At 70.8% G+C, this 22422-nt stretch carries 20 protein-coding genes; 7 read left to right on the top strand and 13 right to left on the bottom strand.

Annotated elements, in window-relative coordinates:
- Positions 1–97: 97 nt before the first annotated feature.
- The 3 genes from BLV39_RS05750 to BLV39_RS05740 all read left to right on the top strand — a co-directional run bounded on the left by BLV39_RS05750 (position 98) and on the right by BLV39_RS05740 (position 3523).
- Entirely contained in the window at positions 98–1930 is a 1833-nt protein-coding gene (locus tag BLV39_RS05750) for a bifunctional metallophosphatase/5'-nucleotidase (protein ID WP_090788122.1), read from the top strand.
- 266 nt (positions 1931–2196) lie between these two features.
- Positions 2197–2511 (top strand): chorismate mutase, encoded by a 315-nt coding sequence (locus tag BLV39_RS05745; protein ID WP_373315348.1) that lies wholly within the window; start codon positions 2197–2199, stop codon positions 2509–2511.
- Between the two features lie 49 nt (positions 2512–2560).
- Positions 2561–3523, top strand: coding sequence for an alpha/beta hydrolase (locus tag BLV39_RS05740; RefSeq protein ID WP_090788120.1), 963 nt, complete (start codon positions 2561–2563; stop codon positions 3521–3523).
- 2 nt (positions 3524–3525) lie between these two features.
- Here the strand turns inward: BLV39_RS05740 and BLV39_RS05735 are convergent, their stop codons facing one another.
- Positions 3526–4281 carry a GNAT family N-acetyltransferase gene (locus tag BLV39_RS05735; protein ID WP_090788118.1) on the bottom strand — a complete coding sequence of 252 codons (756 nt, stop codon included), beginning with the start codon at positions 4279–4281 and terminating at the stop codon, positions 3526–3528.
- Positions 4282–4379: 98 nt separating this feature from the next.
- Between BLV39_RS05735 and BLV39_RS05730 the strand changes: the two genes are divergently transcribed.
- A complete protein-coding gene (locus BLV39_RS05730) occupies positions 4380–5294 on the top strand; it encodes a MerR family transcriptional regulator (RefSeq protein ID WP_090791168.1) in 915 nt (304 codons plus the stop codon).
- Between the two features lie 49 nt (positions 5295–5343).
- Here BLV39_RS05730 and BLV39_RS05725 read toward each other — a convergent pair whose 3' ends face one another.
- The 7 genes from BLV39_RS05725 to BLV39_RS05695 all read right to left on the bottom strand — a co-directional run bounded on the left by BLV39_RS05725 (position 5344) and on the right by BLV39_RS05695 (position 14743).
- Positions 5344–6381, bottom strand: a complete 1038-nt coding sequence (locus BLV39_RS05725) for an ABC transporter ATP-binding protein (protein WP_090788116.1) — start codon at positions 6379–6381, stop codon at positions 5344–5346.
- Positions 6378–7460 (bottom strand): ABC transporter ATP-binding protein, encoded by a 1083-nt coding sequence (locus BLV39_RS05720; protein ID WP_090788114.1) that lies wholly within the window; start codon positions 7458–7460, stop codon positions 6378–6380. The genes BLV39_RS05725 and BLV39_RS05720 overlap by 4 nt, the downstream gene beginning before the upstream one ends.
- A gap of 19 nt (positions 7461–7479) precedes the next feature.
- Positions 7480–8472 carry an ABC transporter permease gene (locus tag BLV39_RS05715; RefSeq protein ID WP_090788112.1) on the bottom strand — a complete coding sequence of 331 codons (993 nt, stop codon included), beginning with the start codon at positions 8470–8472 and terminating at the stop codon, positions 7480–7482.
- Positions 8473–8589: 117 nt separating this feature from the next.
- Positions 8590–10338: an ABC transporter substrate-binding protein gene (locus BLV39_RS05710; RefSeq protein ID WP_090788110.1), complete on the bottom strand. Its 1749-nt coding sequence runs from the start codon at positions 10336–10338 to the stop codon at positions 8590–8592.
- Between the two features lie 95 nt (positions 10339–10433).
- Positions 10434–11483, bottom strand: a complete 1050-nt coding sequence (locus BLV39_RS05705; protein ID WP_090788108.1) for an ABC transporter permease — start codon at positions 11481–11483, stop codon at positions 10434–10436.
- A 1291-nt stretch (positions 11484–12774) separates the two neighbouring features.
- On the bottom strand, positions 12775–13446 hold the full coding sequence (locus BLV39_RS05700; RefSeq protein WP_090788106.1) for a response regulator: 672 nt from the start codon (positions 13444–13446) through the stop codon (positions 12775–12777).
- A gap of 7 nt (positions 13447–13453) precedes the next feature.
- Entirely contained in the window at positions 13454–14743 is a 1290-nt protein-coding gene (locus BLV39_RS05695) for a PspC domain-containing protein (protein WP_373315347.1), read from the bottom strand.
- Positions 14744–14870: 127 nt separating this feature from the next.
- On the opposite strand from BLV39_RS05695, the gene BLV39_RS05690 reads away from it, so the two are divergent.
- From BLV39_RS05690 to BLV39_RS05680, 3 genes are all read left to right on the top strand, one after another.
- Positions 14871–16406, top strand: coding sequence for a PspC domain-containing protein (locus BLV39_RS05690; protein WP_090788102.1), 1536 nt, complete (start codon positions 14871–14873; stop codon positions 16404–16406).
- Positions 16403–16726 (top strand): hypothetical protein, encoded by a 324-nt coding sequence (locus tag BLV39_RS05685; RefSeq protein ID WP_239083727.1) that lies wholly within the window; start codon positions 16403–16405, stop codon positions 16724–16726. Before BLV39_RS05690 ends, BLV39_RS05685 begins: the two co-directional genes overlap by 4 nt.
- 102 nt (positions 16727–16828) lie before the next feature.
- Positions 16829–18079 (top strand): phosphatidylserine decarboxylase, encoded by a 1251-nt coding sequence (locus tag BLV39_RS05680; protein ID WP_090788100.1) that lies wholly within the window; start codon positions 16829–16831, stop codon positions 18077–18079.
- A 35-nt stretch (positions 18080–18114) separates the two neighbouring features.
- On the opposite strand, the gene BLV39_RS05675 is transcribed toward BLV39_RS05680, so the two are convergent.
- Genes BLV39_RS05675 through BLV39_RS05655 form a run of 5 tightly spaced genes read right to left on the bottom strand, consistent with a single transcriptional unit; the run spans position 18115 to position 22360 of the window.
- Entirely contained in the window at positions 18115–18711 is a 597-nt protein-coding gene (locus BLV39_RS05675; protein WP_204082794.1) for an energy-coupling factor transporter transmembrane component T family protein, read from the bottom strand.
- Positions 18708–19397, bottom strand: coding sequence for an energy-coupling factor ABC transporter ATP-binding protein (locus BLV39_RS05670; protein ID WP_090788098.1), 690 nt, complete (start codon positions 19395–19397; stop codon positions 18708–18710). Before BLV39_RS05670 ends, BLV39_RS05675 begins: the two co-directional genes overlap by 4 nt.
- Positions 19394–20515, bottom strand: coding sequence for a thiolase family protein (locus BLV39_RS05665; RefSeq protein ID WP_090788096.1), 1122 nt, complete (start codon positions 20513–20515; stop codon positions 19394–19396). Before BLV39_RS05665 ends, BLV39_RS05670 begins: the two co-directional genes overlap by 4 nt.
- Positions 20508–21821, bottom strand: coding sequence for a class I adenylate-forming enzyme family protein (locus tag BLV39_RS05660; protein WP_204082793.1), 1314 nt, complete (start codon positions 21819–21821; stop codon positions 20508–20510). Before BLV39_RS05660 ends, BLV39_RS05665 begins: the two co-directional genes overlap by 8 nt.
- Positions 21818–22360, bottom strand: a complete 543-nt coding sequence (locus BLV39_RS05655) for a biotin transporter BioY (RefSeq protein WP_204082792.1) — start codon at positions 22358–22360, stop codon at positions 21818–21820. The genes BLV39_RS05660 and BLV39_RS05655 overlap by 4 nt, the downstream gene beginning before the upstream one ends.
- Positions 22361–22422 lie beyond the last annotated feature (62 nt).

Here is a 22422-nt window from a genome sequence, read left to right as displayed (position 1 = left end):
AATGCGGCCCTGGTGTCTTGTCGCCCGAAAGAGAACGATGACCTTTGTCGCGTCTCCCCGTCCGGGTGACGCCCCAATCGATCACACAGGATGTGACATGCCGATCACGAGTCGACCTAGCCGGTGGCTGCGCTACCTCGCGGCACCGGCCATCACCCTCGGGGTGATCGTCGCCCTGCCCGGGGCCGGCCCGTCCCCCGCGTCCGCGGCACCCGCGCTGACGCCGGTCTCGGTCACCTTTGGGCAATCGCACGGTGCCAAGCTGGCCCAGGGCAACCTGCTCGGGTTCAACGACTTCCACGGCTCCATCGACCCGCCGGTCGGCTCCGGCGCGGTCGTCGCGGGAGTCCCGGCCGGCGGTTCCGAATACCTGACCACCGCGGTCAAGAGGCTGCGCGCCGAGGCCAAGAGCGAGGGCCGCCTCAGCACCACCGTCGGCGCCGGTGACATGGTCGGCGCAACGCCGCTGGTCAGCGCCGCGTTCCACGACGAGCCGACGATCGAGATGCTCAACGTGATGGGCATGGAGATCACGTCGGTCGGCAACCACGAGTTCGACGAGGGCACCGACGAGCTCAAGCGCCTCCAGTACGGCGGCTGCCACCCGGTCGACGGCTGCCAGGACGGTGACCCGTTCCGCGGCGCCGACTTCACGTACCTCGCCGCCAACGTGGTGACCAAGCGCCTCGGTCTGCCGCTGCTGCTGCCGTTCAACATCCGGATCGTCGACGGCGTGCCGGTCGGCTTCGTGGGCATGACCCTCGAGGGCACCCCGAGCATCGTCAACCCCGCCGGGATCCAGGACGTCAACTTCAAGGACGAGATCGAGACCGCCAACAAGTACGCCACGCTGCTGCGCCTGCTGGGCGTCAAGTCGATGGTGCTGCTGCTGCACGAGGGCGGGGCGCAGTCCGGCACCCCGCAGCCGGTCGACGGCTGCAACAACTTCGCCGGGCCGATCGTCGACATCGTGAAGGGCCTGCGCCCGGAGTACGGCATCGTCGTCTCCGGTCACACCCACCGCTTCTACTCGTGCTCGCTGCCCAACTCGGCGGGCAACAACGTCGTGGTCACCAGCGCCGGCACCAACGGCCAGCTCGTCACCGACATCGACTACTCGCTCGACAAGAAGACGGGCAAGTTCGCCTCGATCACCGCGCGCAACGTGATCGCCGAGAACGGCGTCCGCAACGCGGACGGCACCTTCCAGACCAACCCCGACGGCACCTTCGTACGCAACCCGGCGCTGGTCGACGCGGCGGCGAAGCGGCTGGCCGACAAGTACCGCACCGCGGTCGCCCCGATCTCCAACCGGGTGGTCGGCGCGATCACCGCTGACATCGTCCGCGACAACCAGCCCAACCAGGAGAGCCCGCTCGGTGACGTGATCGCCGACGCGCAGCTCGCCTGGACGCAGGCCGACGGCGCCCAGATCGCCTTCATGAACCCCGGCGGCATCCGGGCCTCGTTCTCGTACGCCAACTCCCCCGGCGGCGAGGCGCCCGGCCAGGTGACCTACGGCGAGGCGTTCACCGTGCAGCCGTTCAACAACCTGGTGGTCACCCAGACGGTGACGGGCGCCCAGATCAAGAACGTGCTGGAGCAGCAGTTCGTCGGCTTCGGCGGGCAGACCGTCCAGCGCGTGCTCCAGGTCTCGGCCGGGTTCACGTACACCTACAACACCACGCTGCCGGCGGGTTCGCGGGTCAGCGCCCTGGCGCTGAACGGCACCCCGATCGACCCGGCCGCCACCTACCGGCTCACGACCAACGACTTCCTGGCCAACGGTGGCGACGGCTTCACCAACCTGACCGCGGGCACCAACCGCACCACGGCGCCCGGTTTCGACGTCGACGCGCTGGTCGGGTACCTCGGTGCGAACGCACCGGTGGCACCGGGACCGGCCAACCGCATCACCCGGCTCGGCTGATCCGGCGGTGGGCGCCCGTTCTGTCCCGCTGGTCGGGATGGGTCGGGCGCCACACCCCGGTGGCTCTTGCGCCGGTTTGGGAGCCGCGGGCATACTTGCCAACGTGATCCAGCGTCCGCGATTTTACTTTTACTACGGCACCGGGAGTCCGGCAGCTGTAGGTCGCGCCTGAGCACAAGACCTGCGAAAAGCCCCGGGCTCCTGGAGCCCGGGGCTTTTCTGCCTCCGGGGTCCGACCGGCGCCCACCAGCCAAAAGAGAACCGAGATGGCCCCCGAGGAGCACGACATGAGCACCAACGCCGTCGCCCAGCCGACCACCGGCACGGAAGACGAAGCCGCCGCACAGCGCATCCGCGCGATGCGCGAGCGGATCGACGCGATCGACACCGCGCTGATCGAGCTGTGGCAGGAGCGCGCGAACCTGTCTCAGCAGGTCGGTGCGACCCGGGTCGCCTCGGGTGGCACCCGCCTCGTGCTGTCCCGTGAGCGGGAGATCCTGGAGAAGTTCCGCACCGAGTTGGGAGCGGACGGCACCCAACTCGCGCTGCTGATCCTGCGCGCGGGCCGCGGAGCGCTGTAGAACCGGCGAACGCCCGCGCCGCGACGCGTACCCGGCGCAGCATGGGTCTATGCCCATCTACGACCGGACCACCATTCCCGCGTCGGTAGGCCGGGGCACGCTCGACCCGGAGTTGGCGCAGTGGCTGCCGCACGGACCCACTCTGGGCGCGGACGTGTCGATCGCGCAGGGCCGACGCGACCACGAGATGCTCGGCGCGGGGCCGTGGCCGGACATCGGCGCGGTCGACACGCTCGTGCTGCCCGGCCCGCACGGTTCGCTGACGGTGCGTCGGCACACGCCGGCCCGCCCGCCACGAGCCCCGTCCGGCGCGCTGGTGTACGTGCACGGCGGCGGGTTCAGCTACGGCACGCTCGACGAGTTCGAGGTGCCGATGCGGCTGATCGCCGAGCGGGCCGGCATCGCCACCTACACGATCGACTACCAGCTCGCGCCCGAGGCTAAGTTCCCGGTGCAGATCGACGAGATCGAGTACTTCGTGCGCTGGCTGTTCGACAACGCCGACGACCAGGGCGTCGACCCGGGCCGGATCGCCCTCGGCGGCGACTCGGCCGGCGGCAACATGACCTGCGTGGTGGCGCTGAAGCTGCGCGACGAGCGCGGGCCACGGCTCGCGCTGCAGGTGCCGCTCTTCCCCGAGGCAGCCTTCCCGGGTGACACGCTCGCCGGCAGCGAGAACCGGGCCGGGCTCTACCTGGAGACCAACGGGATCTACGAGATGGTCCGCAACTACCTCAAGAACACCGATGACGGGCGGCAGCCGTACGTCACGCCGATGAACGCGGAGTCGCACGCCGACCTGCCACCGGCGATCCTGGTCACCAACGGTTTCGACCCGCTGCGCGATGTCGGGCACGCGTACGCACAGCGGCTGGCGGAGGCCGGCAACGACCTGACGTACGTGCACAACCCCGACCTGACCCACGGGTTCCCGCAGTTCACCCGCTGGTCCGCGGCCTGCCACGAAGCCACGATGGAGCTGTCGGGCCTGATCGGCAGCCGGGTCGGCTGACGCTAGGCGGTGAAGACCGTCCAGGTCTCGGCGGTGTGGAAGCCCATCGCGGCGTAGAGCGGCTCGCCCAGCACGGAGGCGTTGAGGAACGCGGTCCGCGCGCCGTCCCGGTAGGCGTCGCCGAGCACGGCCGCCGTCGCCACGCGCCCGTAGCCCCGCCGCCGGTGCTCCGGTGGGACGGAGATGTTGTAGACGCCGATCATGTCGTCGACCCGGACACCGAACGAGGTGGCGACCACCGCACCGGCCACCTCGACGACGTATGGCGCCATGGCCGGGTTGTCCAGCAGCGCGGGCGCGCTGAACCCGGTGAAGATGAACTCCGGGGCCCCGAAACCGGCCGCCAGCGCCCGACGGTAGAGGTCGCTGTCGTCGCCCGAGACGCGGCGCACGGTGGGCTCGTCGGCGGTCGCGTCGGCGTCGGTGAGCTCCTTGACCATGAGCGGCAGCGGACTGCGCTGGTCGAGCTTGTGATCCGCCGCGATCGCCGCGACCCGGTCCGCCGCGTGGGCGTCACGCACCTGCAGGCTCCACGGCAGGTCGGCCAGCCGGGGCGACGCGGCGAACGCCGCGACCTCGTCGGCGTCGACCGCCGGCCCGATCTGGATCACGCCGTTCATGGTCGGCACCGGCAGGCCGGTGACCAGCTCCGCCGTCCCGTGCGGTCCGAGCCGCTCGAAGGAGCCTGGCAGGGCCTCCGTGCACAGCACGATCGCCCGCCGCCAAGCCTCGACCACCGCATCGATCTGTTCCCCCATGCGCCGACCGTACGAAACGGGTCGTCGGAGGGGTAGCTCTCGTGGTTCAGGTCATAGCGTTTGCATCTCCAGCGGGTGGAGGTCGGAGGGTGGTCGGCATGCGGTACTCGATAGGAGACCTGGCCCGCCGCACCGGGCTGCCAGTGCGCACGATCCGGTTCTACTCCGACGCCGGGCTCCTGCCGCCGACCGATCGCAGCGCCGCCAACCACCGCCGCTACGACATCGCGGCCGTCGCCCGCCTGGACCTCATCCGTACGCTCCGCGATCTCGGCCTGGACCTGGCCACGATCCGGCGGGTGTTGGCCGAGGACCTCACGGTGGCGCAGGCCGCGGGCCGGCACGCCGACGCGCTCGACGTGCAGATCCGGGTCCTGCGCCTGCGCCTGGCCGTGCTGCGGGCGGTGGCCCGGCGCGACACCGCACCAGAGGAGATGGCTTTCATGCACCGTGTCGTCCAACTGTCCGAGGCCGAACGACACCGCCTGATCGACGACTTCGTCGACCGCGCCTTCGGCGGGCTCGACGCCAACCAGGACTTCGTGGCCTGGCTTCGGTCGGCGTTGCCGTACCTGCCGGACGAGCCGACCACCGAGCAGGTCGACGCCTGGGTCGAGCTGGCGGAGCTGGTGCGTGACCCGGACTTCGTCGCGAGCGTGCGGCGGATGGCCGAGCACCAGGCGGCCGAGATCGCCGAGGGCGGCCGGATGGGCCTGCACCACAAGCTGACCATCGAGGTGCGCGACCAGGTCACCACGGCGATCGCGGCGGGCATCCAACCGACCGCGCCGGCGGCGGCCGCGGTGCTGTCCGATGTGGTCGCCCGCTATGCGGAAACCTTCGGGACGACCGACTCCGCCGCGTACCGGACGAGGCTGCTGGCCCGCCTGCGGACCGCGAACGACCCGCGGACCGAGCGGTACGTCCACCTGATCGGCGTGATCAACGACTGGCCGGCCACGCCGCCGCTGGGTCCGGTCTTCGACTGGCTGATCGCGGCCCTGGCGCGGTGAACGCGAAAGAGGCAGGTCGGCGACCTGCCTCTTTCCGTGCGGCGAGGGGTTACTTGATCGTGCCGTCTTCCGGGAAGTGGCACGCGGCGACGGTGCCGCTGGGCTTGATCGTGAGCGGCGGTTCCTCGGTCGCGCAGATGTCCTGTGCCTTCCAGCAACGGGTGCGGAAGCGGCAGCCGGACGGCGGGTTGAGCGGCGTCGGCACGTCGCCTTCGAGGCGGATGCGGCCCGAGGCGCCCATCTTGGTCACGTCCGGCACCGCCGACAGCAGCGCGCGGGTGTACGGGTGGGCCGGCCGCTCGTAGATCGAGTTGCGGTCGCCGATCTCGACGAGCTTGCCGAGGTACATGACGCCGATCCGCTGGCAGAAGTGCCGGACCACGGCCAGGTCGTGCGCGATGAAGACGAACGCCAGGTCGAGGTCGCGCTGGAGCCCACGCAGCAGGTTGATGACCTGCGCCTGGATCGACACGTCGAGCGCCGAGACCGGCTCGTCAGCGACGATGATCTTCGGCTTCAGGGCCAGCGCGCGGGCAACGCCGATGCGCTGGCGCTGGCCGCCGGAGAACTCGTGCGGGTAGCGGTTGTAGTGCTCCGGGTTGAGGCCGACCAGCTCGAGCAGCTCCTGGACGCGCTTCTTCACGCCGCCGGGCGGGTTGATCCCGTTGACCTGCAACGGCATGGCCACGATCCGGCCCACCGTGTGCCGCGGGTTCAGCGACGCGTACGGGTCCTGGAAGATGATCTGCATGTCCTGGCGGAGCTGACGCAGGCCACCGCCCTTGGCGTGGCTGATGTCCTTGCCCTCGAAGGTGATCTTCCCCGAGGTGGGCTCCAGCAGGCGCACCAGCATGCGGCCGGTGGTGGTCTTGCCACAGCCGGACTCGCCGACGAGGCCGAGCGTCTCGCCCGGCGCGACGGAGAAGCTGACCCCGTCGACGGCGCGCACCAGGCCGGTCTTGCCGAACAGGCCGGACCGCACCGGGAAGTGCTTGGTCAGGTTGTCGACCACCAGCAGCGGCTCGCCGGACGGGCGGGACGGCTTGACCGGCTCCGTGCCGGGCTCCTGGACCAGGGTCTCGGTCATTGCGCGACTCCAGCGGACGGTGCGATGTCCTCGGCGTAGAACTTCGTGCGGTCCGCCTCGGACAGATGACAGGCGACCAGGTGACCCCGTTCGTGGACCTGGTGAAGCTCGGGCACCTCGGTGAGCGACCGGTCGCCGTTGCGGCCGGCGTAGCGGCAACGCGGGTGGAAGGCGCAGCCGGTCGGCAGGTTGATCAGCGACGGCGGGTTGCCCTTGATCGGCACCAGGTCGGCGTCGGAGTCGCCGTGCAGGGACGGCACGCTGGCCAGCAGACCCCAGGTGTAGGGGTGCTGCGGCCGGCGCATGACCTGCTCGACGGTGCCGAACTCGACGGCCCGGCCGCCGTACATGACGAGCACCTCGTCGGCGACCTGGGCGACCACGCCGAGGTCGTGCGTGATCATGATGATCGCGGAGTTGAACTCGCGCTGGAGGTCCTCGAGCAGGTCGAGGATCTGCGCCTGCACGGTCACGTCGAGCGCGGTGGTCGGCTCGTCGGCGATCAGCAGGTCAGGGTCGTTGACCAGGGCCATCGCGATCATGGCGCGCTGCCGCATGCCGCCCGAGAACTCGTGGGGGTACGAGTCGGCCCGGCGCGCCGGCTGCGGGATGCCGACCCGGCCGAGCATGTCGACCGCGCGCTTCTTCGACTCGGCCCTCGACGCCTTGGGGTGGTGGACCTTGTATGCCTCGGCGATCTGCGAGCCCACCTTGTAATAGGGGTGCAGCGCGGACAGCGGGTCCTGGAAGATCATGGCCATGTCGCGGCCACGCAGGCGGCGGGTCTGCTCCTCGGACATGCCGACCACGTTGCGGCCGCCGACCAGGATCTCACCGGAGATGCGGGCGCGCTTCGTGTTGTGCAGACCCATGATGGTCAGTGAGGTGACGCTCTTGCCGGATCCGGACTCGCCGACGATGCCCAGGGTCTTGCCGCGCTCGACCGAGAAGGACACCCCGTCGACGGCCTTGACGACGCCGTCTTCGGTCGGGAACTGCACGCGCAGGTCGTTGACCCGCAGGTACGGATCCTTGTCGGTGGTCGTCGGGCTGTTCGGCGCCGAGGCTGGTGCAGTCACTGTTGTTCTCCCTCGCGCTTCAGCTCAGCCGGACCCGTGGGTCGATCACGGCGTACAGCAAGTCGACGATCAGGTTGGCGATGACGATGAACACCGCCGCCAGCAGGACCGTAGCGACGACGATCGGCAAGTTCAGGAAGTTGACCGCCTCGACGGTCTCCTTGCCGAGACCGCGCAGGCCGAAGATGGTCTCGGTGATGAAGGTGCCACCCAGCGACGCACCGATGTCGAGGCCGGCGATCGTCACGATCGGCGTGATCGCGGCGCGCAGCGCGTGCTTGGTGTAGACGCGGCTGAGCGGCAGGCCCTTGGCCCGGGCGGTGCGCACGTAGTCCTCGGAGAGAGTCTCGAGCATCTGTGCGCGCGACAGCCGGGCGTAGATCGCCGAGTTGAGGAAGCCGAGCGTGACCCAGGGCAGGATCAGGCCGGTCGCCCATTTCAGCGGATTCTCGGTGATCGGGGTGTAAGACGGGAATGGCAGCAGGCCGGTGGCGTACACGGTGCCGTAGAGCAGGATCAGGCCGAAGAAGAAGACCTGCATCGACGCGCCGGTCAGCGAGATGCCGATCGCGACCTTGTCGAACAGGGTGCCTCTTCGAAGTGCCGAGACCATGCCTAGCGAGACACCGATCAGCAGCCAGAGGACCGCGGCGCCGGCGACGATGCTCACGGTGACGGGCAGCGTCCGGCTGAGGATCGCGGTGACGGGCTCGTTGTTACGGAAGGAGTAGCCCAGGCAGGGCGCGTCGCAGCGCTGCTCGAAGGCGGTGCCCTCGGCGTACGTCCGGCCGACGAAGACGCCTTTCATGAAGCCGGTGTACTGCTCGACGATCGGCTCACGCAGGCCGAGGCGGGTCTCCACTGCGGCGATGCTGGCCGGGTCGCAGTTCTTCCCGCACATGACCTTCGCCGGCGACGACGGCACGGCGAAGAACAGCCCGAAGACGATGATGCTGATCGCGATGATCGTCGCGACGCCGACGAGCACGCGGCGGGTAATGAACCGGACCATGGAACGCACCTATCCGATGAAGACTGCCGGTCGGGTGCGGGTGGCCCTCCTTCTGGGAAGCCCACCCGCACCCGATCACAGCGGATCAGGAATAGCTAGGAGAAACCGTCGAGCTTGTTACGGCTTGACGTAGATCTTGTTCAGCTGAATGGCGCCGAAGGCGTCGCTCAGGTACACGTTGCCAACCTTCGAGCCGAAGAGCTCGTGGGTGGCGTCGTAGTACGCCGGGATCTCGGGAAGGAACTCGGTCATGATCTTCTTGTCGAGCGCCATCCACGCCGCGTCCTGCTCGGCCGCGGACAGAGTCTTGATGCGGTCGATCTCGGCGTCGATGCTCGGCTCGGCGAAGTAGGCCAGGTTCTGGTTGCCCTCGTCGACGATCTCGCGGCTGTCGTACAGCGGCGGGATGATGGTCGAACCGGTCGGCCAGTCCGAACCCCAACCGTGCAGGTAGAGGTCGAACGGCGTGGTCTTGCGGCCGACCTCGTCGTAGTAGCTGGTCGCCTCGATGGCCTTCAGGGTGACCTGGAAGCCCGCCTTGACCAGGCTGGCACGGATCGCCTCAGCCTGCGCGGTACGCAGCGGCGTGTTGCTGTGCGCCAGCACCAGCGGCGGCGGAGTGGTGCCGCCCAGGATCTCCTTGACCTTCGCCGGGTCGCCGGTCGCCGGAGCGTTGTAGGCGTCGTACGCCTCGAAGCCCGCAGTGGTCGGGGACATCAGCGTGCTGGCCGGAGTACCGGCCGAGGTGCCACCGATCGCCTTGAGCGCGGCGTCACGGTCGAGGCCGTAGTAGAGCGCCTCACGGATCTTCTTGTCCTTGATCCGCTGGTTGTTGATACCCAAGTACCAGACGTACTGCGTCGGGCCCTTGGCAACGCGCTCCGCCACACCGGCCCCGGTGGTACGCGGCAGAACGGCCGGCGGGGTGTCGCCCCAGGTGATCGAGGCCTTGTCGGCGTCCGCGTCAGCGACGAGCCGCTCAGCGATCTGCTGCTGGTCGAGACCGAACGTGAACTTGTAGGTGTCCGGGTACGCGGTGCGGATCGGGTCCGTGTTGGCGTCCCAGTTCGGGTTGCGCTCGAGCTCGAGCGCGTTGTCACGGGTGTAGGACTTGACCTTGTACGGACCCGAGGAGAACGGCTTCAGGTCGTACTGGCCCTTGGTGTCCTTCGCCTGCGGGACCGGCGCGGACGTCGGCAGCGCGGCCGCGTACGGCATGTCGCAGTGCGGAGCCGCGAACGTGAACTTGATGGTCTTGTCGTCCGGCGTCTCGATGCCGGCCGGCATCTGGCCACCCTCGTAGGGGCCCTTGTAGGAGGCGTTGTAGGCGCCGCCCGGGTAGAGCCACTGCTGGATGTACTTCGGGCCCTCGTTGAGCTCCGCCGCGAAGCTACGAGCGATGCCGTAGGCGACGTCCTTCGACGAGATCGCCGAGCCGTCCTCGTACTTCAGGCCGTCGCGGAGCTTGTACTCCCAGACCTTGCAGTCCTTGTTGACGTCGGTGCCCGGGTTCGTGGCCAGGTCGCCGACGAGCAGCATCTTGCCGCTGCCGTCCTCGACGTAACCGTTGAGCGACCGGTAGATCAGGTTGCCCGTCAGCTGCTGCACGTTCACGTAGTTACGAGCCGGGTCAAGGTGCTCGAAGTCGGCCTGCTGCATGACCGTCAGGACGCCGCCCTTGGTGGCGCCGTCGACGGCCTTCGCCGGCCCGGTGTTGTCGGCGGCCTCGTAAGAGATCGACCCGGACTGGGTCGTCGCCTGAGGCGCGTCGTCGCCTCCGCCATTGTTGGTGGTTTCACTACAACCCGCGGCGGCAAGCGCCACGGTCAGAGCGCCGGCAACCAGCGCTCCTCCCTTAAATCGCACGATCTTCTCCCTTCCCGCCCGGCTGGGGGCTCCCTCAGCTCCCGAAATTTCCGAACGAAACGTGCGTGTTGCAAAGTCTTTGGTGCTCCGCGGGCTTAGCGGGTGGACTTGGGGTCCAGAGCGTCACGCAGCGAGTCACCGAGCAGGTTGAACGCGAGCACCAGGATGAAGATCGTCAGACCGGGCCACAGCGTGTAGTACGGGTCGCTGGCCACGTAGGCGATCGAGTTGAAGATCATCCGACCGAGGTCGGGTGTCGGCTCGATGACGCCGATGTTGACGAAGGCCAGCGCGGCTTCGGTGGTGATGAAGGCCGGCACGTTGAGCGACAGCGTGACCAGGATGGGTGCCCAGATGTTGGGCAGCAGCTGCCGGAACAGGATGTGCCAGGTGCCCGCGCCGGCCGCCCGCGCGGCCTCGACGAACTCGCGTTCGCGCAGCGTGATGACCTGGCCGCGGACGAGCCGGGCGGTGTAGGTCCAGCTGAACATGGCGAACGTCGCGATGATCAGACCGACCCGGAAGCTGGCGGGGATCGCGTCGCGGGCACCGAAGAAGCGGTCCTCGACGATCGGGATGACGGCCAGTGCGAAGATCAGGAACGGGAACGCCAGCGTCAGGTCGATGACCCAGTTGATCGCGGTGTCGAGCCAGCCGCGGGCGTAGCCGGCGAGGATTCCGATCAGGACACCGATGGTCGAGGCGACGATCGCCGAGGCGAACGCGATCAGCAGCGAGGTGCGCATGCCGTAGACCAACTGCATCATGATGTCGCGCCCGTTGCCGGGCTCCAGACCGAGCCAGTGCGTGCTGTTCATGCCGCCCGCGTAGCCCAGGGGCATGGCGAAGTCGTTGAGCTTGTCGGTGAACGGCTGCGTCGGCGACATGCCGCGCAGCTTGCCGATCAGCGGGGCGAGAAGCGCGATGGCGCCGAGAATGGCGAGCGTAATCGCGCTGACCGCGGCCGTGCGGTCACGCTTGAGGCGCAGCCAGGCGAGCTGACCGGGCGAGCGACCGACGAACTCCTTCTTCTGCGCCTCAATGGGGGCGTCGACCGGGGAATTGACCTCCAACGCGACGGTCCCGCCAAGGCCGTCGGTTGTGCCGGCGGCAGGGACGTCATGCGCCGAGTCGGTCTTCCTCATGGACGGGGGCCTCCTAGATCGGACGAAGGGTCGCTTCGCCTGTTCGGCAAAAGCTAGCCGTCATGAAGCGACTTCGGAATAGTCGAATGCATCGTTCAGATAACAGTGATGTCAACGAACGGGCGGTCGGGTGTAACAGCCAGCCGACCGTGCACATCAGACGGAGGGCAGCGCAAATCGGACCAAATCGACCGCGCTCAACGCGATCGTTTGGGGGCGATTTGCACCGATCCACCAGTGTGTCCATTAGCCACCCGCCAGCGCTCCGACACGCTCCGTGCAGCTGACGAGACGCGCCAGCGGAGATTTTAGGTTGCACGGTTGGGCGAAGATTGTGATGGACCCTTGCGGCCACGCGGCGAGTTTGTGTCGCCCGGCGGCTCGCAGAAGACGGCCCGCCGCTCCTTGCCCAACCCACGTCCACCGCTCAGGCGAAGCGACCGGACAACCGGCGCGGCGTACGCAGCCGCTAGATCAACACATCTGGCCGCCGTACACAAGGGTTTGACCCGACCGTCTACGGGCTGGCAACAATTCGCCACGAACAGTCCCCGCGGCAATGCCCTCCGTCGACCCCGACCGAAGGTTTACGCAGGCGCGAAAGTGTTTCGTAACCGTTCCTGATCAGCGCCGGACGCGTTAAAGCGGCCCACGCAGTCAGCCATTTGGCCGGGCCCGCCTCATGCTCCGACCACGGCCCGCAGCGGCAACGGCGGCAGCGGACACAAGCCCCAGCGGCAATAACGGCGGCGGACACCGGCCCGCAGCGGCAGCAGCGATGGGGACGCCGGCCCGCACGGGGGCGGTGGCGGTGACGGCGGCGGACGCCGGCCCGCACGGGCGGCGCGGTGGCGGCCAGCAGCAACGGTGGCGGACGTCAGCCCGCAGCGGCACCAGTAGCGGTGACGGACGCCAGCCCAAACGGGCGGTGACGGCGACGGCCACGGCCACGGCCACGGCCAGCGGTAACGGTCGCGGCCCGCTGGCCCAACGGCGGCGGCGGGCCACGGCCAGCGGTAACGGTCGCGGCCCGCTGGCGCAACGGCGGTGGCGGGCGGTAGAGCCTGGACAAGGTCGACACGCCGCGCAGGACCGCGGTGAGACACGCGGCCGCTGCGTGGCGCAGGCAAGATCTAGGTAATTTGTTGCTGCCGGGGCAGCAACAAATTACCTAGATCTTGGGTGCGCGGCCCGGCGCGGGCCTGGCAGCGCAGCGCAGCGGAGCGGTCTCTGGCGGGAGCGACGGTCTGGACCGCCGCGGAACCGAGCAAATGTGGGTAAATCCGAATATTTACACGAGGCGTCGGTCGGCGGCCCAGCGGGAGAGCTCGTACCGGTTCGACATCTGGAGCTTGCGGAGAACGTTGGACACGTGCGTCTCCACCGTCTTGATGGAGATGAACAGCTCCTTCGCGATCTCCTTGTAGGCGTAGCCGCGGGCCAGCAGGCGCAGCACCTCGCGCTCGCGGTTCGTGAGCTGGTCGAGCTCCGGGTCGGCGACCGCGGTGTCGGAACGGCTCGCGAAGGCGTCCAGCACGAAGCCGGCCAGGCGCGGGCTGAACACGGCGTCGCCGTCGGCTACCCGGCGGATCGCGGCGGCGAGCTCCTCGGAGGAGATGGTCTTGGTGACGTAGCCGCGCGCGCCCGCTCGGATCAGGCCGATCACGTCTTCGGCGGCGTCGGAGACGCTCAGGGCCAGGAAGCGGACCTGCGGGTGGGTACGGCGGACGACCTCGAGCACCGCGCGGCCGCCGCCGTCGGGCATGTGTACGTCGAGCAGGACCACGTCGGGCTCGAGTGCTCCGATCCGGCTGACCGCCTCGGCCACGGTGCTGGCCTCGCCGATCACGTCGACGCGGCCGGCCAGTTCGGCGCGGACGCCGGCCCGGAACATGGCGTGGTCGTCGACGACGAACACCCGCAACGCCTGAGGCGCCTCGGTCGGCGTGGGGTTCTCGGTCATCTGACGCTCACCTGTCCTTGCTGGCGTTTGCTGGGGTCGACATCCGTGCGATCGGGAGGAACAGGCGCACCTCGGTGCCGGTGCCCGGCTCGCTGCGGATCTCCGACCGGCCGCCGTGGCGGGCCATCCGGCCGATGATCGAGCCGCGCACCCCGTGCCGGGTCTCTTCCACTGTAGAGGGGTCGAATCCCGCTCCGCGATCGCGAACGAAGACGCTCAGCTGGTCGGGTTCCGCCTCCGCGTAAAGAGAGACAGTCTGGACCTTGGCGTGCCGGGCGGCGTTGACCATGGCCTCGCGGGCGGCGGCTACCAGCGCGCCGACCCGTTCGTCGGTCTCCCGGTCGCCGACCACGACGGTCTCGACGGTGATTCCGAAGGTGTCCTCGACCTCGGCCGCCGCCTGCTCCAGCGCCGCCGCGAACCGCTCGGTCGGCGACGCCGTCGGCTTGTAGAGCCAGTTGCGCAGCGAGCGTTCCTGGCCGCGGGCCAGCCGCTGGACCACCTTGACGTCGCCAGCGTTGCGCTGGATCAGGGCGAGCGTGTGCAGCACCTGGTCGTGCACCATGGCGGCGACCTCGGCGCGCTCCTGCTCGCGGATCCGGCCCTCGCGCTCGGCGCGGAGCTGGTTGAACGTCCGCCACAGGGCCGGGCCGGCCACCACGGCGACGCCGAACAGGCCGACCAGCGCGAAGATCACGCCGTTGATCACGGCGCCGATGTCACCGGACGGCGCGTAGACCGCGACCACGCCGATGACGCCGGTCGCGACGAGTACGCCGCCGCCGATGAAGCGGAGCAGGAACGCGCGGCGGTCGCTCTCGTCGACCACCGCCGCGAGCCAGGGCATCGACGGCAGCGTCTCGCTCCACTGCCGGCGCCGTTCGGGGTCGGACTGGTGCCAGATCACGCCCGCGCCGACCGCGACCAGGGCGATCAGCCAGCCGCCGGTGGCCGCCGCGCCGACCGAGTTGAGCAGCAGGGCCTGGCTGATCAGCACCCCGATGCCGATCAGCAGGAAGGGCAGCACCTGGGGCAGGCCGCGGCGGGTCGTGTCACCCGAGGTGCGGGACCGCTGTGGCAGCACCGCCCACAACGCGGCGTAGAGCAGGAGCCCGAGACCGCTGAACCCCAGCAGCAACACGAACGCCACGCGCACCCGGGTGGGTGGCACGCCGAGGTGCTCGGCCAGGCCGGCAGCGACACCGGCGACCATGCGGCGGTCGCGGGCTCGGTACAGGCGTGGTGCGGCGGGTGCGGCGGGTGCGGTGATGGCGGGCCTCCGTTCGGGTGATTTCAAGGGTCACACGTGATGGCGTGCCACGACCATGGGGAGGCCCCCTAACCTGGGGCGCCGTATTTCTCAGGGTGCGCTCAGGGTCCGTGCCGGAGGTCGCTCGGGCACCGGCCCCGCCAATATTCACGGTATGACCGAGACCCCCGAGACACCGGCCGGCCAGCGCCCGGCGGGCGAGGCCGCCGCGCCGCCGCCCGGACCACCGCCGCCGCCCCCGCCCGGGGCCGGCACCGCGCCGGACACAGCCGGCTTCGCCACGCGGTACGGGCTGACCCGACCGTACAACGGGCGATACCTCGCCGGGGTCTGCGCGGCGATCGGCCGGGCCACCAACACCGACCCGATCCTGTGGCGCGTGCTGTTCGCCGTGCTCACCCTGTTCTTCGCGGTCGGCGTGTTGATCTACGTGACCGCATGGTTGCTCATCCCGGCCGAAGGCGACACCGCGTCGCCGATCGAGTCGGTACTCGGCAAGGGCCGGTCGAGCATGTCGCCGGTCACCGCGATCGTCCTCGGCGTCGGTTGCACGGTGTTGTTCGGCTTCCTGGTCACCGACGCGTTCCGCGCGGTCGTGCTGGGCGCCGCGATTCTGATAGGAGGCGCGTTGCTGCTCAACCGCAACCAGCGCGGGCCGCAGCCCGTGCCGGCCGGGCCGGGGGACGAGCGGTTCACCTGGTCGAACATCTCACCCTGGTCGGGATCGGCACCATGGGGCGGCGCCACACCGTGGCGGTCCGCTCCGGAACAGCCGACCCAGCCGTTCGCCGCCGCACCGGGCGCCGCTCCCGCCCCCGCGGGGCCGCCACCGGTCGCGGTCGACGAGCCGACCCGGACCTACGACGAGCCGACCCGGACGTACGACGAGCCGACCCGGGCGTACGACGCACCGCCGCAGTACCCGCAACCGACCGCGCAGTTCCCGCCCACCGCTGGGCCGTACCCGCCGCGGCAGCAGGGCTACCAGCCACCGTTCGCGCCCTACGGCCCGTACGGTGGGCCGCCGCCACCGCCCCCGCCGGCGCCACCGAAGCCGGCCAAACCGCCGAAGCCACCCAAGGAGCGCTCGGCGCTGGGCTTCGCCACGTTCTCGATGATCTTCGTGGCCATGGGCGTCGTGGCGATGCTCGACCTGCTCAACGTGATCCGGGTCCGCCCGACCACGTACTTCGCGGCAGCGCTGTTGACCATCGCGCTCGGCCTGCTGGTCGGCGCCTGGCTGGGCCGGGCCCGCTGGCTGATCGCACTCGGCCTGGCCGCCGCGGCGGCGCTGGGCATCTCCTCGATCGCCGAGTACCAGGTCGACCACGACAAGATCGGGCCGCGCGAGGCGATCTGGGAGCCGCGGTCGATGGACGAGCTCCGGACCAGCTACCGGCTGCCGTTCGGTGACGCCCGGCTCGACCTGACCAGCCTCGACTTCACCGGCCTGGACAGGGAGATCGACGTCAACATCAACGCGGGCGATCTCGAGGTACGGGTGCCCGAGAACGTCGACGTGATCGCCGATGTCAACGTCGACGCCGGTGACGCACAGGTCTTCGACCGGTCGACCAGCGGGCTGGGCCAGTCCGTGACCGTCGCGGACAACGGTGAAGACGGGGTCGGCGGCGGCACGCTGCGGCTGACCATCCATGCCAACGCCGGACGGGTGGAGGTGACCCGATGAAGGCCCATCGCACCGACGCGGTCTCATTGATCTTCGCGGTGATCTTCCTGGCGATCGTCGGCTGGTGGGTGTTCGCCCAGGTCGTCAACGTCAACGTGCCGGCCGCGGGCTGGTGGGTGGCGTTCGGGCTGATCCTGCTGGGCCTGCTCGGCCTGGTCGGGGCGGTCCGGTCGGCCCGCAACGCCAACGCGGCACAGCGGTCCGCGGTCCCGGTCAGCCCGGGCACCGATGCGTCCCCGTCGATCGACCCGGAGCCGGCGCTCACCGCCGACCTCGGCGACCCCGTCTCGGCTCCGCCGCGCGGTCAAAACCACGACTGAGCCCCGCGCCACCTATGCTGGCCGGTGGAGGTTTTCACCTCCGCCGGCCAGTGCGTTGTCCCGCCGGCATCACCGATTCGAACGCTGAGGAGCCAGCCCGACATGACCGCCTCCCCCGCGCACCCCGCCGACCGCGGCCGCGACAGCTTCGGCGAGCGCGCGGCGCGCACGCTCGCCGCCGAGCTCGCCCGTCACGCCGGCCCGAAGACCGCCCTGGTGGTCGGTGCGGCGCCGGGCTCGGCGGTGCTCCAGGCCGCGATCGACGCCCTGCTGCCGGGCGACGCGCTGGTCGTCACCCCGGGCGCGGGCACCACCAGCGCCGCGCTGCGGGCCCACGTCCACCAGCAGGGTCAGTGGGTCGGCGACCGCGTGCGGGTGGCCGAGTCCGTCGGCGAGTCCGACCCGGCCCAGATCGTGATCGTCGCCGAGGCGCTGACCGGCACCGCGGAAGACGCCCGCGCGACCATCGACGGGCTGGCCAAATACCTGGCCGACGGCGGCGTGCTGTCCGTCGGCGCACCGGCGCTGCCCGGCCTGACCGGTGGCGCCGCCGCCGAGCTCGACCGCCAGGCCGCGCTCTTCGGCGTCGGCTCCGACCTGGTGCTGGCCAACCGGCCGCCGGTGCGGGTGCACCGGCTCCGGTTCTCGCCCGCCGACGCGGCGCTGGCCGAGCGGCTCGCGCCGGCCTACCGGCCGTCGAGCGTCCCGCTGACCCGCTCGATGCACATCGACTCCAACGGTGTGGCCGCCGCGGGCATCGCCCTCGGCCTGGCCGCGCTGACCCGCCGCGCCCGCCCGTCGTCCAAGCTGTGGCTGGTGCCGGCGCTGGCCGCGCTGCCCGTCGCGGCCTTCTTCCGGGACCCCGAGCGGGACGTGCCGGAAGACCCGACCGCCGTGGTGGCGGCCTCCGACGGCAAGGTCCTCTCGGTCGAGCGGGTCACCGACGAGCGGTTCGGCGAGGGCGAGTTCCTCCGCGTCGCCGTCTTCCTGTCGGTCCTCGACGTGCACGTCAACCGCAGCCCGGTGGCCGGCAAGGTGGTCGACTACTTCGTCACCGACGGCGGCTACGCGGCCGCGATGAAGCCGGCGGCGGAGCACAACGTGGCGGCCTACACGGTGCTCGACACCCCGCGCGGCACCGTGGTGGTGGCCCAGCGGACCGGCCTGATCGCCCGCCGGATCGTGCAGCGCGCGCCGGTCGGTGCACTGCTGGCCCGCGGCGAGCGGTTCGGCCTGATCCGGTTCGGCTCGCGCACCGACGTCTACCTGCCCGCCGGCACCGCGGACGCGCTCGTGGCACCCGGCGACCGGGTCGTCGGCGGGGCGTCGGTGATCGCCCGCTGGCGGTCATAGGCAACTCGGTGATCGCCCGCTGGCGTTCCTAGCCTCTAGTCGATTCCGCGGGCGTTGAGGGCGTCGGCCAGGTCGTCCGAGTGCTTCAGCGCCATGATCAATAGAGGCACGACGAAGGCCAGCGGCGCCACGGGTACGCCCCGGGCGCGCTGTGCCTCCCGGATCTGACTGGCGAAACCGGCGATGACCGGGATCGTCGTGATGGTCATGGAGAGCATCAGCGCGACCCGGCTCGGATTGACACCCAGCCGCCGCAGCGGCGTCAGCGCGCGCTCGATCGCGTCGACCAACTGCTCGGTGCGGGTGGTCAGGGTGACCAGGTTGGCCAGCAGGATCACCACGACCACCCGCACGACGTTGGCCGCCATGGTCAACGGGGGCAGGAAGAAGACCTGGCTCAACACCATCACCAGCACCAACCAGCGCAGCTTGTACGCCTGGCGGGCGATCTCGATCGCGCCGAGTCCCGCCAGCACGTAGCAGGCGGCGACTGCCAGTGCGGTGCCGGTCAGCGTCCAGGGGCTCGCCGGTGCGAGCGAGACCCCCAGGGCGAGCGCCATCACGACGAGCAGCTTCGGACCGGCCGGGAGGCGGTGCAGCAGGCTGTCGCCGGGGCGGTACAGGGAGATCACGTCTGGTCCTGGTCGTGCTCGTACCGGGCGATGACGGGTGCCGGGTCGCCCTGGTCGACCACCTGGCCGTCCTCGAACCGCACCGCGATGTCGCACCGGGCGGCCAGCCGCAGGTCGTGGGTGGCCAGGACGAGCTGCTGGGGCATCTCGTCGAGCAGGAAGCGGGCGATCCGCCGGCCGTTGGCCGCGTCCAGGTAGGCGGTCGGCTCGTCGGCCACCACCAGGCTGGGCTCGCCGATCAGCACCGCGCACAAGGCGAGTAGCTGCTTCTGGCCGCCGGAGAGGCTGTGCGCCGGCGAGTCGGCGTACTCGGACAGGCCCACCCGGTCCAGCGCGGCCGCGACGCGCTCGCGGACCTCGGCGCGGGACAGCCCTCGGCCGCGCAGCGAGAAGGCCGCGTCCTCGGCGACCGTCGGCATGATGATCTGGATGTCCGGGTTGCTGAACACGAAGCCGACCCGGCGGCGAAGCTGTCGCGACTGCCGGACCGGGTCGATGCCGTGCACCCGCACCTCACCGGTGGTCGGGGTGACCAGGCCGTTGAGCGTACGAGCGAAGGTCGACTTGCCGGACCCATTGGAGCCGATCACGGCGATCCGGCGCTGGTGCAGGTGCACCGACACGTCCCGCAGCGCGGTCCGGCCGGGGAACTCGACCGTGACGGCGGACAACTCGATGTCGGTCACCGGACGACCTCGAACAGCGCGGCCACGCCGAGCCCACCGCCGACCGCCGCGGTGGCCAGACCTAGCGTGCCGGCCGGTGCGCCGGACCGGACCAGGCGGCTGAACAGGCGGACCACGCTGACGGCGGCGCTGGCGCCCCACGGGTGGCCGAGCGCCAGCGCGCCGCCGTCAGCGCAGACCCGCGAGTCTTGGTCGGTCAGACCCAGCCGGGTGAGCGCGGCCAGCGCCTGCGCGGCGAAGGCCTCGACAAGCTCGATGGCGGCGACGTCGGCGAGCGTGACGCCGGCGGTGGCCAGGAGGCGCTCGACCGCGGGCACCGGGCCGAGGCCGGGCAGTGCCGGGTCGCAGCCGACGGTGGCCGTCGCGATGAGGGCCAGGCCAGGAAGACCGGCGCCGGCGGGTACGAGTGCCACCGCCGCGGCGCCGTCGCTGTCCCGGCAGGAATTGCCCGCGGTGAGCGTGCCGCCGGCGCCCGGGAACAGCGGCGGGAAGCGGTCGAGCATCGTCGGCATGCGTTCGCGTGGACCGCTGTCGGCGGTCACCCCGGCCAGCGGCACGAGCTCGGCGTCGAACCCCCTATGGCCTTGGGTCAGCACGGCGAGGCGATGGCTGCGCGCGGCGTACGCGTCCTGGCGGTCGCGGTCGATCCCGTCGAAGACGGCGAGGTCCTGCGCGGCGCGGACCATGTCGGGGTCGGGATGCCCGGGCGGCGCGAACGGCGCCCGGTCGTAGGCGACGCCGTCGGCGATCCGGATCGGCGTGGTGGAGCAGCTCTCCACCCCGCCGGCGATGCGTAACCGGCCGTCGCCGGCCCGGATCGCCTCGGCGGCGGTGATGATCGCCGCGAGGCCGCTGCCGCACTGCCGGTCGATGGTCATCCCCGGCACGGTCACGTCCAGGCCGGCCGCCAGCGCGGCCACCCGCGCGATGTTGCCGCCCGGACCCATGACGTTGCCGAGGACGACGTCGCCGACCTCGGCCAGGCCGGTCTCGTCGACGCTGGCCCGGATCACCGGTGCGGCCAGCTCGGCGGCGGTCAGCCGGGCGAGCGCACCGCCCTTGGGCGCGATCGGTGTGCGCCGCGCGGCCACCACGACCGGCGTGTTCGGGTCAACCAATGCGGGTCATCCGTCCTTCGATCGCCGCGTGCCGGATCTGCTCGCGGGCCGGCTTGCCGGTGGCGGTCCGGGGCAGCTTGTCGGTCCAGAACCAGCGCCGCGGCCGGTGGGTGCCGGTCAGCAGTGTGCCGGCCTGGCTGCGCAGCTCGGCGGCAGTGGGCGGCCGCCGGCCCGGCTCGGTCTCGATCAGCGCGGCGACCAGCTCGCCGGCCCGCTCATGGGGCAGCGCGAAGACCACGGCGTCGGCGATCCCGTCGATGCCGAGCAGCGCGGCCTCGACGTCTTCCGGCACCACGGTCGCGGCGGCCGTCAGGATGGCACCGTCGCTGCGCCCGCGCAGCCGCAGCGGGCCGTCCGTGGCGGGGTCGACCAGGTCGCCGACCGTGCCCCAGCCGTTGTCGTCGCGGCGAAAGGGTCCGTCGGTCACGCCTGGGTAGCCGACCGCCGTTTCGAGGCGGCCGGGCCCACCGGCCGTACCGCTGTCGTCCTTGCCGCGACCAGGGCCGTCGGTCGCCGCCAGGTAGCCGGCGGCGAAGTAGGGGGAACGGACCCACAGGACGCCGTCGTCGACCCGCAGCTCGACGCCCTCGAACGGACGCAGGCCAGCGCCGTCGGGGTCGACCGCGACGAACGACAGCTCGGCCGCGCCGTAGTAGCTGACCACCCGGATCCCGGCCGCCTCGGCCCGGGCGCGCAGGTCCGGATCGAGCCGCGCGCCGCCGATCAGGGCGACCCGCAGGCGGTGTGCCGCACCGGTCTCGAGGATGTCGCGCAGGGCGTACGGGGTGCCGTGGAGCACGGTGGCATGGGCCAGGTCGGCGGCCGAGACGGTGTGCGTGCGGGGCAGCAGGACCGTGGCACCGAGCGCTCGGGCATGCGCGACCGAGAACATCGTCACCGAGGAGACCAGCGGGGAGGGCAGGTAGACGACGTCGTCGGCGGTGAGCCCGGTCAGGCGCTCGACGGCCGGATACGAGGCCGCCCAGGACGCGGCGGTCCGCACGATCATGCGCGGCGCTCCGGTGCTCCCGGACGTGAACGTGCCCCACCCCAGGCCCGGCACGGGTGCGGCCGACTCCACCCGGTGCCGCAGGCCGGCCCAGTAGGTGTCGTCCCACCGGTCGTCGCCGACCAGCGGCACGCCGCCCGCGTCGTGCACGGCGAGCGCGCTGATCAGGGCGGTGACCCGGTCCGGGTGGCGGATCGGCACCGTCATGCCGGCCACGTGGTCCATCGCCTGTGCGGCGATCTTGTCGCTGAGCTCGGCCGCCGACAGGACCGTGTCACCGCAGAGCAGTGCGGTCACGAAGGGACCCGCCCGAGTCGGGTGGGGTTGCCGAACGCGCGGGGGTAGGCCCGCCAGAGCGCCATCGTGATGACCGTGGCGGCGACCACCTTGAGCAGGTCACCGGGCAGGAAGGCGGCACTGGTGGTCGCGGTCTCCCGCAGCCCGAGCCCGGTCACCGCCGACTGCACCGGGATGCCGATCGCGTAGACCACGAGGGCGCCGCCGACGAAGCAGCCGACCGCGGTCCGCCACCAGACCGGCGGCCGGCCGGCGAAGCGGACGATCGCGCCGACCACGAAGGCGCCGAAGATCCAGCCGATCAGGAAGCCGGCGGATGGGCCCGCGAAGACGCCGGCGCCGCCGCGGCCACCGGACAGCAGCGGCAGGCCGGCCAGGACCAGCACCAGGAAGATGACCACGGCGGCCGCACCGCGCCAGGCGCCCAGCACCGCGCCCGCGAGCATGACGCCGAGGGTCTGCGCGGTGATCGGCACGGCTCCGCCGATGGGTATCGCGCCCGGGATGCCCAGCACCGCCAGGATGGCGGCGAAGGCCACGATTCTCGTAATGTCGCGCGTCTCGAGCCTGCGAGATCCGTCCATCGTCTCCCCCTCTTGAA

The sequence above is a fragment of the Asanoa ishikariensis genome (assembly GCF_900107455.1).
GTDB lineage: Bacteria > Actinomycetota > Actinomycetes > Mycobacteriales > Micromonosporaceae > Asanoa > Asanoa ishikariensis.
Note: the sequence above shows the minus strand (reverse complement) of the source record. Positions and strands in the feature narration are given on the sequence as shown.